Here is an 11,979-nt window from a genome sequence, read left to right as displayed (position 1 = left end):
GGTTCCCCGGGGCTCAGTTGGCGGGGAGCGGTACCCGCCAGTCCACCACGGTCCCGCCGCCCTCCGGCGTCGTCGTCTCCAGCCGTCCGCCCGACTGCTCCGCCCGCTCGGCCATGTTGCGCAGCCCGCTGCGACGACCGCCGGAGGGGATGCCGACGCCGTTGTCCGAGACCCGCAGCCGGACCTCGCGGCCGTCGGTGGTGAGCAGCACGTCGGCGCGGTCGGCGTGGGCGTGCCGGGCGATGTTGGTGAGTGCCTCGGAGAGGACGGCGATCACGTCGTCGGCGATCCCCGGCGGCACCTCGGTGTCGATCAGCCCCTCCATGCGCACCCCGGGCGCGAGACCGAGCACCGGCGCCGCCTCCCCGGCCACCCGCACGACCCGCGACCGCAGCCCGCTGCCACTCGCGCCGTCGCGGGTGCGCAGACCGAAGATGGTCGACCGGATGATCTTGATGGTCTCGTCCAGGTCGTCCACCGCGCGCAGCACCCGCTCGGCCGCCTTGGGGTGCTCGATGAAGCGGCCCGCGCTCTGCAGGGTCATCCCGGTGGCGAACAGCCGCTGGATGGCCAGGTCGTGCAGGTCGCGCGCGATCCGGTCGCGGTCCTCGAGGACGGCGAGCTGCTGCGCGTCCTGACGGCGTTCGGCCAGCTCCATCGCGAGCGCGGCCTGCCCGGCGAAGCCCTGGAGCAGCTCGGTCTCCTTCTCCGAGAACGGCGACGCCCCCGCCTCGCGCGCAAGCAGCACCACACCGCGCATCCCGCCCTCACCGGTGCCGATGGGCACCGCCACGGCGGGACCGAGCCCCTTGAAGAGCGTCGGGTCGGCGTCTATCCGGTCGTCCCGCGTGATGTCGTCGCTGGTCACCGGCTCGGCGGAGGAGTACGCGAGCCCCATCAGCCCCTCGTCGAGCGGCTGGACGAGCCCCCGGTGTGCCTCCGCGCCCGCGCCCACGGCGATCTCCACGGTCAGCGAGACGGTGTCCTCCACCGGCATCGCGACGGCGGCCAGCGCGGAGCCGGTGATGTCCCGGGCGCGCTCCGCGATCAGGTCGAGAGCCTCGGCGCGCTCGCTGCCGAGCATCAGCCGGTGGGTGATCTCCGCGTTCGCCAGCAGCCAGCGCTCGCGCAGCCGCGAGTCCTCGTAGAGCCGGGCGTTGTCGATGGCCACCCCGGCCGCGACGGCCAGCGTGGACAGCACCGACTCGTCCTCCTCGTCGAACTCCACGCCGCCGCGCTTCTCGGTGAGGTACAGATTGCCGAACACCTGGTCGCGGACCCGGATCGGCACCCCGAGGAAGCTCTGCATCGGCGGGTGGTTGGGCGGGAAGCCGTACGACGCCGCGTGCTCGGAGATCTTCGACAGGCGCAGCGGCTCGGGGTGGCGGATCAGCTCGCCGAGGATGCCGTGGCCCTGCGGGTAGGGACCGATCTCGGTGATCTTCTCGTCCGAGACGCCGACGGTGTGGAAGGCGGAGAGCGTCCGGCCGTCGGGTCCGATGACGCCCAGCGCCGCGTACTCGGCGTCGACCAGCACCGCCGCCGCCTCCACGATGGAGTGCAGCGCCTGCTCCAGGTCGAGTTCGCGCCCGACGCTGAGCACCGCCTCCAGCAGGCTGTGCACGCGGTCCCGGGTGCCCCTGGCCGCGTCGATCCGGGCCTGCAACTCCTCCAGCAGCTCGTCGAGCTTCAGTTGCGGCAGCAGCACGCGGGGCTCCTTGGAGCTTGCCACCACGTTCCTCCACGTCCCTCGGCGCGCGAACCCGGCACCGTCCAGGTCGTCGTCTCCACCGTATCGGTCCCCGGTGTGCCCCGGTACGCGGAACGGGCCACCCGGTGACCGCCCGCCGGTCCCGCGCGGTCGCACGCGTGCGACAGGGCGTCCGGCCTCCGCCAGGTGGGGGAGGGGGAGGATCGTCCGGCCCGTCAACCTAGGGCCGAACGGCACTGGAAGGGCGGCGGGCGGTGGACCACAGTGGACCGAGGAGCGGCACCGGTCCCCCGCGGTGCCGCTCCGCCCACGAGGCGCCGCCCCACCCTTGCCCGGGCGCCGACGGCCGACCGGAGAGCCGTGCCCATGAAGAAGCAACCCGTGCCCTGCGACCCGCGCCCGGCGCGCCAACGTGTCGACCTCGACCGGGCCGAGGCACTGCGGCTGCTGGGCAGTGTGTCCCTCGGCAGAATCGTTTTTACACAGGACGCGCTGCCCACCGTCCGCCCCGTCAACCATGTGCTGGACGGCGGCGACATCGTCATCCGCACCCACGAGGGCGCGGCGCTCACCTCGCAGGCGCTGCGGGACGGCGGGGGCGGGGTGGTCGTCGCCTACGAGGCGGACGCCATCGACCCGGAGACCCACCTCGGCTGGAGCGTGGTGGTCACCGGGTACGCCCGGCTGGTCACCGACCCGGACGAACTCGCGCGCATCCGCGCCCTGTTGGTGCCCTGGGCGCCCCAGCACGGGATGGACTACGCGGTACGGATCAGACCGGGGCTCGTCACCGGCGTACTGCTGGACGACCTGGACCTGGAGCCCTGAGAAAGGCGGGCGGGACCGTGCACGCCGTGGTCACGCGGTGATGCGCCGGCCCGTCACCGCGTCCGGGGCGAGCCGTACCCACACGTCCCGGGTGCCGCCCGCCCAGGGACCGGAGTAGGCGCGCTCGGCCAGCTCCTCGCGTTCGCCGGGGTCGGTCACGATGTGGGCGTCGCCGCGCACCAGCACGCTCCAGCCCCGGCTGAAGGCGTCGTCGATCCGGTCCACCTCGAACGCCACCCGCTCGCCGTCCGCGAGGGCGGGCGTGGCATTCGCGGCGGTCCGGAAGACGATCGTGTTGTCCACCACGGTGTAGTTCACCGGCACGACCACCGGACCGTCCTCCGGGACGACCGCGAGGCGCCCCACCCCGTGGTCGCCGAGCAGCGCCCGGCACTCCTCGGTGCCGATCGACTCGAACCGGGCGCCGCGCGCCGCCTGCCCGGGTCCCGGCGGCTGGTCGACGGTGCCGCCGGTCAGGTCGGGCACCGTCGTCTCCAGCGCGTCGGCCAGCCTGAGCAGCACCTCGGCGCCCGGCGCCGCCTCGGGATGGCCCTCCAGATAGCGGAGATAGCCGGGCGCCATGCCCGCGCGCTCCGCCGCCTCCTCCCGCGTCAGCCCGAGCTGCGCGCGCCGGGCCGCGAGGCGGCGGCCCAGATCGCCCCGGGGCGTCCCGGACGCGTCCGCCGCGTCCGGGGGTGTGGTCGTCCGTCCGGTCGGCTCGGTCACGTCCGTCACCTCTGCTCTCGCCTGGTCGTGTGTGCGGTGGCCGTTCCCGGTCCGCTCGGTCCGCCCGGTCCCCGGTTCAGCCCGTGGAGTCCGTGGAGTCCGTGGGGACCACCTCGTAGCGCTCCGCGCCGAGTACCACCTTCAGCGCGGCCGTCTCGGCGGCGTGCGCGAAGACGTCGTACGCCTCCTCCATGTCGTCCAGCGGGAAGGTGTGGGTGACCAGCTCGCCGGTCGGCAGAGCGCCGGACGCCGTCATCCGCAGCAGGGTCGGGGTGGAGTAGGTGTCCACCAGACCGGTCGTGATCGTGACGTCCCTGCTCCACAGGTCCTCCAGGTGCAAGGTGGCGGGGGCGCCGTGGACGCCGATGTTGGCGACACGGCCGCCGGGCCGTACCAGCCGGGTGCACAGCTCGAAGGTCTCCGGCACGCCGACCGCCTCCAGGACCACGTCCGCGCCGAGCCCGCCGGTGAGGTCGTCCACGAGCTGGCCGGGGTCCTCGTCGGCCAGGACGACCGCGTCAGCGCCGAGCCGCCGGGCAGCGTCCAGGCGGGACTGGGCCAGGTCCACCACGATGATCCGCTCGGGGCTGAAGAGCTTCGCGGTGATGATCGCCGTGAGCCCGATGGGACCGGCGCCGACGATCACCACGGTGTCGCCGGGGCGCACCTGCCCGTTGAGGACGCCGACCTCGTAGGAGGTGGGGAAGATGTCCGCGAGCAGCACGGCGTCCTCGCCGCGCACGGTCGCGGGCAGCGGGTGGACGGAGAGGTCGGCGTACGGGACGCGGACGTACTCGGCCTGCGTGCCGTCGACGAGGTGCCCGAGGATCCAGCCGCCCCCGCCCTGGCACTGGCCGTAGCGGCTCTCGCGGCAGAACCGGCAGCGACCGCAGGAGGTGATGCAGGACATCAGCACGCGGTCGCCCGGCCGTACGCTGCGCACGTCGCCGCCGATGTCGACGACCTCCCCGACCGCCTCGTGCCCCAGCACCGTCCCGGGGCGCACCTCGGGCACGTCGCCCTTGAGGATGTGCAGGTCGGTGCCGCAGATGGTGACCACGCCGACCTTCACGATCGCGTCGGTCGGCTCCTTGATCGCGGGGTCCGGCACGTCCTGCCAGGACGCCTGGCCCGGCCCCTCGAAGACATAGCCCTTCATGCCACTCGCTCCTCACCGTCGTCGCCCGGTGCGCGGGTGCCGGATACGGCTCCGCACTTCCACCTTCGCGCGAGATGGGCCGACGCGCTTGGGCCGGGTGGCCCACGGGGGTGGCTGGGTGGGGCGGAGCCGGGTAGAGGCGCGGGCTGTACGGCGGCGCGGGAGGCGGGCGCCCGGGAACCGCCCGCGCCCGCGGCGGGGCGTGCGGCGCTCGGGAGCGGTTTCACGCTGTGCCGGGTGGGTGGGCAGGTGGGGCCGAACAGCCCTTCCGGACCGGTGGGGGTTTCCGGTTCGCTCGTCGTATGTCCGAGAACCACACGATGCGTGACGAGACCCGGTCCGGCGGACCGGGGACGGCGACCGACGCGGCGACCGTCGTGGCCCTGCGCGGGGAGATCGACCTGCTCACGGCGCCGGAGTGGGCGGCACGGCTCGACACGCTCACCGCGCGCGAGCATCCGGATCTGGTGCTGGATCTGCGGCCCGTGGAGTTCATCGACTGCACCGGGCTCGGCGTGCTGTGCCGGACCCGCAACCGGACCCGGGACCGCCGGGGCAGGCTGCGGCTGGTCGCGGACAGCGAGGAGTTCCTGCGGCTGCTGCGCACCACCGGGCTCGGCGGCGCCTTCGAGGTGCAGCCGGGGCTGCCCGCGCCCGACGCGGAGGCGCTGGTCACCGGGGGTGCGTCGCGCGAGGGAGTCGCCCGATGAGCGCCGGACGACGGCTGCGGCACTGGCTGTGCCGGTGGCGGGGACGGGGTTACCGGCTGCTGCGGCGGGCCGACGTCGACTGAACAGTTCCTCCGAGGGGGGCCGGGTGAGTCCGGCCCCCCTTTTCACGCTCTGCTCAGCTCTCCCAGCTCCACTCCGCGACCTCCGGCAGGTCCGTCCCGTGGACGCGGATCCAGTCGTGGTGGCGGGTGCGGGCGTCCGCCATCCTCTGGCGTACGTCGGCCGCGCGCACCGCGAGCCCCGGCACCCGGTCGATGACGTCCATGACGAGCCGGTAGCGGTCCAGGTCGTTGCGGACGACCATGTCGAACGGCGTGGTCGTGGTCCCGGACTCCTTGTAGCCGCGCACATGCAGGTTGGCGTGCCCGGCCCGGCGGTAGGCGAGCCGGTGCACCAGCCAGGGGTAGCCGTGGTAGGCGAAGATCACCGGCTTGTCGGTGGTGAAGAGCCCGTCGTAGGTGAAGTCGCTCATCCCGTGCGGGTGTTCCTCGTGCGGCAGCAGCCGGGTCATGTCGACCACGTTGACCACGCGCACCGCCAGCTCCGGCAGATGGCGGCGCAGCAACTGGGCGGCGGCCAGCACCTCCTGGGTCGGTACGTCACCGGCGCAGGCGAGGACGACATCGGGTTCGCCCCCGTTCTCCGTCCCCGCCCACTCCCAGATCCCGGCACCGCGCGCGCAGTGCACCCGCGCCTCCTCAAGGGAGAGCCAGTCGAAACAGGGCTGCTTGCCCGCGACGACCACGTTCACGTAGTCCCGGCTGCGCAGCACGTGATCGGCCACGCACAGCAGGGTGTTGGCGTCCGGCGGCAGATAGACGCGGACCACCTCGGGGCTCTTGTTGAGGACGTGGTCCACGAACCCGGGGTCCTGGTGGGAGAAGCCGTTGTGGTCCTGGCGCCACACATGCGAGGTGAGCAGGTAGTTGAGGGAGGGGATCGGCGCCCGCCAGGGCAACTCCCGCGAGATCCTGAGCCACTTGATGTGCTGGTTGACCATCGAGTCCACGATGTGCACGAACGCCTCGTAGCAGGAGAACAGCCCGTGCCGTCCGGTGAGCAGATACCCCTCCAGCCAGCCCTGGCAGAGGTGTTCGGACAGCACCTCCAGGACCCGCCCGTGCCGGTCCAAGTGCTCGTCCACGGGCAGGACTTCCGCCTGCCACGCCTTGCCGCTCGCGTCGAACACCGCCTGGAGCCGGTTGGAGGCGGTCTCGTCCGGTCCGACGAGCCGGAAGTCCCGCCGGGTACGCGTGTCCTTCATGACCTGCTCCAGCAAGTCGCCCAGCACACGCGTGGGTTCGTGCAGCGCGGCGCCCGGCTTGTCCACCGGCACCCCGAACAACTCCAGTGACGGAAGCGGGAGTTCGCGGGCGAGCAGACCGCCGTTGGCGTGCGGGTTCGCCCCGAGCCGCCGGGTGCCCTCCGGGACGCAGGCGAGCACGTCGGCGACCGGACGCCCGTCCGCGTCGAACAGCTCCTCGGGTCGGTACGAGCGCAGCCAGCCCTCCAACTGCGCCAGATGCTCCGGGTTTTCGCGTACCCCGGCCAGCGGCACCTGGTGCGCGCGCCAGGTGCCCTCCACGGGCAGTCCGTCCACCTCGGCCGGTCCCGTCCAGCCCTTCGGCGTGCGCAGCACGATCATCGGCCAGTGCGCCCGCTCGGTGACGCCGTCCTCCCGCGCGCTGTCCCGCATCAGCTTGATCCGGTCCAGCGCCTCGTCGAAGGCCGCCGCCATCGCGCGGTGCACCTCGGCGGGGTCGTCGCCCGAGACGTACAGCGGCTCGTGGCCGTATCCCCGCAGGAGTGCGTCGAGTTCGGACTGCGGGAGGCGGGAGAGGACCGTCGGGTTGGCGATCTTGTAGCCGTTGAGGTGCAGGATCGGCAGGACCGCGCCGTCGTGCACCGGGTCGAGGAACTTGTTGGAGTGCCAGGAGGTGGCGAGCGGTCCGGTCTCCGCCTCGCCGTCCCCGATCACACAGGCGACCAGCAGGTCCGGGTTGTCGAAGGCGGCGCCGTAGGCGTGCGCGAGCGAGTACCCCAGCTCGCCGCCCTCGTGGATCGAGCCCGGCGTCTCCGGCGCCACATGGCTGGGCACCCCGCCGGGGAAGGAGAACTGCCGGAACAGCCGCTCCATGCCCTCCCCGTCACGGCTCACGTCCGGGTAGACCTCCGCGTAACTCCCCTCCAGCCAGGAGTTGGCGAGGACGGCAGGCCCGCCGTGTCCCGGCCCCCACACGCACAGCGCGTCGAGCCCGCGCTCGCGGATCACCCGGTTCAGATGCGTGTACACGAGGTTCAGCCCGGGCGTGGTGCCCCAGTGCCCGAGCAGCCGGGGCTTGATGTGCTCCGCGCGCAGCGGCTCGGTCAGCAGGGGGTTGGCCATGAGGTAGATCTGGCCCGCCGAGAGGTAGTTGGCGGCGCGCCAGTGGGTCAGGAGCGTGTTCAACTCCTCGTCGGTGAGCGTGTGTCGGTCGGTGATGTCGGTCATGGAAGCTCCGCGGGATCGACGGGGTCGTGGGTCTCGGGGCGGCGTGGCTCCGCGCAGGTCAGTCCGGTTCCGGTACGACGGCCACCGCGCAGTCCGCCCGGTGCAGCACCCCGTGCGCGACCCGGCCGAGCTGGAGACCGAAGCGGCCGTGCCGGCGCCGGGCGCCCACGACGAGCAGGACCGCGCCCCGGGAGGCGTCCAGCAGCGCGTCACGGGTGGGACCCTCCACGACGTGCCGTACCGCTGCGACACCGGAGGGCAGGTCCCGCAGCGCCTCCTCCACCGTCTCCAGCGCGGCCCGCTCGGGATCGCCGTCGTGCGGGACATGGCCCGGCAGCGGGCCCGAGGGGTGCCGCCAGGCGCGTACCGCCTCCAGGGGCAGCCCGCGCAGGACAGCCTCCTCGGCCGCGAACCGTACGGCCGCCGTGCCCGCCGCCTTCTCGCCGACGGCCAGCACGATCCGCCCGGTCCCGGCGCGCTCGGGGTCGTCGTGGCCGCCGCGCAGCACGATCACCGGACAGTGCGCGTGCCCGGCGACCGTCAGGCTGACCGAGCCGAGCAGCGCCTCGGTGAGCCCGCTGCGCCCCCGGCAGCCGAGCACCACGGCACGCGCCGTACGGCTCTCGCGCACCAGTCCGTACTCCGGCTCGTCGGGCAGCACGGCGGTGGTGACCGGCACGTCCGGGTGACGGCGCCGCGCCCGTTCCTCGGCGGTGCCGACCACGTCCCGCGCCATCACCTCCTCGACCGGGCGGTTCAGCTCCTGCGCGATCAGCTCGCCCTCGTACCGCTCCCACAGCGAGGCGTACACCAGGCGGAGCGGTGCCCCGCGCAGGGCGGCCTCGTCGGCTCCCCAGTCCACGGCGCGCAGGCTCTGCTCCGAGCCGTCCACGCCGACGACGATCGGCTGGTCCATGGTGTCCGCCCTCTCCCTTCCGTACCCGGCGTCCTCGCCGCCCTCCGGTCGTCCGGCCGGGCGTCCCTCGTCACCATCCGGTCAGGTGTGCGGCACGACGGCAACCGGAGCGGCGACGTGGTGCAGCGCCGCGTGCGTCACATGGCCGAGGTGCGCGCCGAGCCGTCCGGCGCGCAGCCGCTTGCCGACCACCACCAGACCGGCTTCCCGCGCCGCCTCGACCAGGACCCGCGCCGCGCTGCCCGACCGGCTCTCCTCCACCACCTCGACGCCGGGGAACGACTGCCGCCAGGGCTGGAGCACCTTGGCCAGACCCTCCGCCTCCAGCTCCCCGACCGAACCGGGACCGTCGCCGGGTCCCGCCAGGTCGTAGGCATAGGCGGACAGCTCGTAGGCGTACGCGGGCGGGGGACGCCAGGCGTGCACCACGCGCAGCGGGACGCCGTAGCGGGCAGCCGCGTCGAAGGCGAAGCGCAGCAGCGTCTCGTCCGGCTCGGCGGTGTCCAGGCCGAGCACGACGGGCGCGGTGGGCGCGTCCCCGGACGCCGGTCCGGGTCCGTGTCTGCCCACGCTCGGCTCGTCCGCCCGGACGACCACCACGGGACGCCCGGCGCGGGCGATCACGGCCAGCCCGACCGATCCGGCGACGAAACCGCCGATCCCGCCGAGCCCGCGCGAGCCGAGCACCAGCGGCTCGGCGGAGGCGGCGGCCTCGCCCAGGATGTCCACCGGGTTCCCGGTGTACTGCTCGACGACCACCTCGATGCCCGGGTGGCGCAGGCGCAGGCGTTCCGCGCTCTCGCGGGGTATCCGCTCGGTCCAGTGCCGCTGGGTCTCGGCGCCGAGCAGCGGTGCCTGGGCCATCGGTTCGGGCACCGGCTCCCAGACGTGCACGACCCGCAGCGGCAGGGCGCGCAGCCCGGCCTCGCGGGCCGCCCAGTCGGCGGCCGCCCGGCTCTCGGGCGAGCCGTCGAAGCCCACGGTGACGGTTCGGGACATGGTCTCCACCTCCGCCCCCAGCCTCCCGGTGCCCCGCCCCCCGGATCAGGGGCCGCAGGTCCCTGCGCGGGGCCGACCGGCCCTAGGCGGTCTCCCCGACCCGGCGCACCCTGGAGACACGGCGCACCTCGGAGATGCGGCGCACCCTGGAGAGACACGGCACGCGTCGGCACAGGAAGGCGACGCACGCGCCCGCCACCCCCGTGAACCTACGGAGTCACCATGTACGCAACCCCACGCAGCGTCGGCGACGTCATGACCCGCACCGTGGCGGTCGTCGGACCGGAGACGTCCTTCAAGGAGATCGCGCGGCTGCTGCGGGACCGCCAGGTCGGCAGCCTCCCCGTGCTCGTCGGCGGCAAGGTGGCCGGTGTCGTCTCCGAGTCCGACCTGCTGCCCAAGGAGGAACTGCGCGACGCGCCCGGCGAGGCGTACACCGGGCGTCGCAGCCCCGCCGACCTCGCGAAGGCAGAGGGCGCCACGGCGGCGGAGCTGATGTCCGCGCCCGCCGTCACCGTCCCCTCCGGCGCCCCCCTCGCGGAGGCGGCGCGGCGCATGGCGCGCTCCGGGGTGCGGATGCTGCCGGTCGTGGACGAACGGGGCGCCCTGGAGGGCGTCGTCAGCCGCGCCGACCTGCTGAAGGTCTTCCTGCGCGACGACCGGGACATCGAGCGGGAGGTCCGCCGCGACATCGTCGCCTGGATCTTCCCGCCGCCCGACTCCATGATCCACGTGGAGGTGCGGGACGGGGTGGTCACCCTCACGGGCGCGCTGCGCGACACGGCGCTGGTGCCGGTCGCCGCCCGGCTGGTCCGCGCGGTCGAGGGCGTGGTGGACGTGGAGTTCGACCTCGCCCCCGCGTCAGGGCGCACCGAGGGCGCGCGGAGCTGATTCCCCAGGTGAGGGGCGAGGTGGGACCGTTCGGCCCTAGTCTGTACGGGACCGGCGGGTCATGATCCGGCTGGTGGGCCGGTCCTGTCCGTCCGGCCCCGGGAAACGAGAGGTCGTCATGCCCGAGACACGCGTCTTCACCGAGCAGCACCCGATCCGGGTGTTCCTGCTGGACGACCACGAGGTCGTCCGCCGGGGCGTGGCCGATCTGCTCGACTCCGAACCCGACATCTCCGTCGTCGGCGAGGCCGACTCCGCGCAGCAGGCACTCGCCCGCGGTCCCGCCCTGCGCCCCCACGTCGCCGTGCTCGACGTACGGCTCCCGGACGGCGACGGCATCACCGTCTGCCGCGAACTGCGCGACCGCATGCCCGAGTTGGCGTGCCTGATGCTGACCTCGTTCGACGACGAGGACGCCCTCCTCGACGCCATCATGGCGGGCGCCGCCGGGTACGTCCTGAAGCAGATCAAGGGCTCCGACCTGATCTCGGCGGTCCGCACCGTCGCCTCGGGCCAGTCCATGCTCGACCCCGCCACCACCGCCCGGCTGATGCGCTCGCTGCGCGCCGACCCCGCCGAGACCGCGCCCGCGCTGCCTCCCGAACTGGAGGCGCTCTCGCCCCGGGAGCGGGACATCCTCGCGCTGATCGGGGACGGACTGACCAATCGCGAGATCGGGCAGCGGCTGTTTCTGTCGGAGAAGACGGTCAAGAACCACATCTCCCGGCTGCTGGCCAAGCTCGGCGTCCAGCGCCGGGTCCAGGCGGCGGTGATCGCCTCGCAGCTCGACCAGGGCACGGAGGAGCGTCCGGCGCACTGAACCGCCGTGCGGTGTGCCCCCGTTGGGCGTGACGCGGCGGATCAGCCCGCTTCCGCCGTGAGCCGGCAGTCCACGTCCACCACGCCCTCCACACCCCGCGTCATCCGGGACGCCAGCTCGATCCGCTCCGCGTCCCGCACGCATCCGGTGAGCGTCACGACGCCCTCGGCGACCATGACGTGCACCGGCTCCACCGGCGCGGGGAAGAGCACGTCGACCACGGACCGCCGTATCTCGTCGGCCAGTTCGGCGTCCGGGCGCAGGAACACCTTCAGCAGGTCGCCCCGGCTGACGACGCCCACGAGCGCGCCCTGGGCGTCGATGACGGGCAGCCGCTTCACCCCCTTGACGGCCATGATCCGGGCCGCCTCGGGAAGCGTCGCGTCCGCGTGCACGGTGACGGCGGGGGTGCTCATCAGCTCCCCGGCGGTCACCGCCCCCGCCTTCGCCAGGTCGGCCATCCGGCGCAGTTGGGTCAGCCGGTCCGGCTCACTGTCGCGGAACTCCTCCTTGGGCAGCAGATCAGCCTCCGACACGACGCCGATCACCCGCCCGTCGCCCTCAAGGACCGGCAGCGCGCTCACCCCCCACTGCTCCATCCGCTCGACCAGGTCCCGGAACAGCGTGCCACTGCCCACCGCGACCACGGCCCGCGTCATCACGTCGCCCACCCGGTACGGCCCGTCTCCCGGCACCGGCTCCACCGA

At 73.6% G+C, this 11,979-nt stretch carries 11 protein-coding genes; 4 read left to right on the top strand and 7 right to left on the bottom strand.

Annotated features, from left to right (window positions below):
• Nucleotides 1-13 precede the first annotated feature (13 nt).
• Nucleotides 14-1,732: a GAF domain-containing sensor histidine kinase gene (locus IF655_RS07790; RefSeq protein ID WP_199583250.1), complete on the bottom strand. Its 1,719-nt coding sequence runs from the start codon at nucleotides 1,730-1,732 to the stop codon at nucleotides 14-16.
• Between the two features lie 345 nt (nucleotides 1,733-2,077).
• Here IF655_RS07790 and IF655_RS07785 point away from each other — a divergent pair, with 345 nt between their 5' ends.
• Nucleotides 2,078-2,539, top strand: coding sequence for a pyridoxamine 5'-phosphate oxidase family protein (locus IF655_RS07785; protein ID WP_199583249.1), 462 nt, complete (start codon nucleotides 2,078-2,080; stop codon nucleotides 2,537-2,539).
• A gap of 30 nt (nucleotides 2,540-2,569) precedes the next feature.
• On the opposite strand, the gene IF655_RS07780 is transcribed toward IF655_RS07785, so the two are convergent.
• Both IF655_RS07780 and IF655_RS07775 read right to left on the bottom strand, forming a co-directional pair.
• Nucleotides 2,570-3,265: a pyridoxamine 5'-phosphate oxidase family protein gene (locus tag IF655_RS07780; protein WP_199583248.1), complete on the bottom strand. Its 696-nt coding sequence runs from the start codon at nucleotides 3,263-3,265 to the stop codon at nucleotides 2,570-2,572.
• Between the two features lie 76 nt (nucleotides 3,266-3,341).
• A complete protein-coding gene (locus IF655_RS07775; RefSeq protein WP_199583247.1) occupies nucleotides 3,342-4,424 on the bottom strand; it encodes a zinc-dependent alcohol dehydrogenase family protein in 1,083 nt (360 codons plus the stop codon).
• A gap of 302 nt (nucleotides 4,425-4,726) precedes the next feature.
• On the opposite strand from IF655_RS07775, the gene IF655_RS07770 reads away from it, so the two are divergent.
• The gene (locus IF655_RS07770; protein ID WP_199583246.1) at nucleotides 4,727-5,134 is read left to right on the top strand and encodes an STAS domain-containing protein; all 408 of its coding nucleotides are present in this window, start codon (nucleotides 4,727-4,729) and stop codon (nucleotides 5,132-5,134) included.
• 136 nt (nucleotides 5,135-5,270) lie between these two features.
• Here the strand turns inward: IF655_RS07770 and IF655_RS07765 are convergent, their stop codons facing one another.
• The 3 genes from IF655_RS07765 to IF655_RS07755 form a co-directional block, all read right to left on the bottom strand.
• A complete protein-coding gene (locus tag IF655_RS07765; RefSeq protein ID WP_199583245.1) occupies nucleotides 5,271-7,646 on the bottom strand; it encodes a phosphoketolase in 2,376 nt (791 codons plus the stop codon).
• 58 nt (nucleotides 7,647-7,704) lie between these two features.
• Nucleotides 7,705-8,562 carry a universal stress protein gene (locus IF655_RS07760; protein ID WP_199583244.1) on the bottom strand — a complete coding sequence of 286 codons (858 nt, stop codon included), beginning with the start codon at nucleotides 8,560-8,562 and terminating at the stop codon, nucleotides 7,705-7,707.
• Between the two features lie 81 nt (nucleotides 8,563-8,643).
• The gene (locus IF655_RS07755; protein ID WP_199583243.1) at nucleotides 8,644-9,561 is read right to left on the bottom strand and encodes a universal stress protein; all 918 of its coding nucleotides are present in this window, start codon (nucleotides 9,559-9,561) and stop codon (nucleotides 8,644-8,646) included.
• Nucleotides 9,562-9,783: 222 nt separating this feature from the next.
• On the opposite strand from IF655_RS07755, the gene IF655_RS07750 reads away from it, so the two are divergent.
• Nucleotides 9,784-10,452 carry a CBS domain-containing protein gene (locus IF655_RS07750; RefSeq protein ID WP_199583242.1) on the top strand — a complete coding sequence of 223 codons (669 nt, stop codon included), beginning with the start codon at nucleotides 9,784-9,786 and terminating at the stop codon, nucleotides 10,450-10,452.
• 118 nt (nucleotides 10,453-10,570) lie between these two features.
• On the top strand, nucleotides 10,571-11,272 hold the full coding sequence (locus IF655_RS07745; RefSeq protein ID WP_199583241.1) for a response regulator transcription factor: 702 nt from the start codon (nucleotides 10,571-10,573) through the stop codon (nucleotides 11,270-11,272).
• 41 nt (nucleotides 11,273-11,313) lie between these two features.
• Here IF655_RS07745 and IF655_RS07740 read toward each other — a convergent pair whose 3' ends face one another.
• A complete protein-coding gene (locus IF655_RS07740; protein WP_199583353.1) occupies nucleotides 11,314-11,931 on the bottom strand; it encodes a CBS domain-containing protein in 618 nt (205 codons plus the stop codon).
• Nucleotides 11,932-11,979 lie beyond the last annotated feature (48 nt).

The sequence above is a fragment of the Streptomyces sp. DSM 110735 genome (genome assembly GCF_016482685.1).
GTDB lineage: Bacteria > Actinomycetota > Actinomycetes > Streptomycetales > Streptomycetaceae > Streptomyces.
Note: the sequence above shows the minus strand (reverse complement) of the source record. Positions and strands in the feature narration are given on the sequence as shown.

Excerpts from the sequence above, each read along its gene's own strand:
- IF655_RS07785 (WP_199583249.1), top strand. The coding sequence starts at position 2,078 with ATGAAGAAGCAACCCGTGCCCTGCGACCCGCGCCCGGCGCGCCAACGT.
- IF655_RS07775 (WP_199583247.1), bottom strand. The coding sequence starts at position 4,424 with ATGAAGGGCTATGTCTTCGAGGGGCCGGGCCAGGCGTCCTGGCAGGAC.
- IF655_RS07770 (WP_199583246.1), top strand. The coding sequence starts at position 4,727 with ATGTCCGAGAACCACACGATGCGTGACGAGACCCGGTCCGGCGGACCG.
- IF655_RS07765 (WP_199583245.1), bottom strand. The coding sequence starts at position 7,646 with ATGACCGACATCACCGACCGACACACGCTCACCGACGAGGAGTTGAAC.
- IF655_RS07760 (WP_199583244.1), bottom strand. The coding sequence starts at position 8,562 with ATGGACCAGCCGATCGTCGTCGGCGTGGACGGCTCGGAGCAGAGCCTG.
- IF655_RS07755 (WP_199583243.1), bottom strand. The coding sequence starts at position 9,561 with ATGTCCCGAACCGTCACCGTGGGCTTCGACGGCTCGCCCGAGAGCCGG.
- IF655_RS07750 (WP_199583242.1), top strand. The coding sequence starts at position 9,784 with ATGTACGCAACCCCACGCAGCGTCGGCGACGTCATGACCCGCACCGTG.
- IF655_RS07745 (WP_199583241.1), top strand. The coding sequence starts at position 10,571 with ATGCCCGAGACACGCGTCTTCACCGAGCAGCACCCGATCCGGGTGTTC.
- IF655_RS07740 (WP_199583353.1), bottom strand. The coding sequence starts at position 11,931 with ATGACGCGGGCCGTGGTCGCGGTGGGCAGTGGCACGCTGTTCCGGGAC.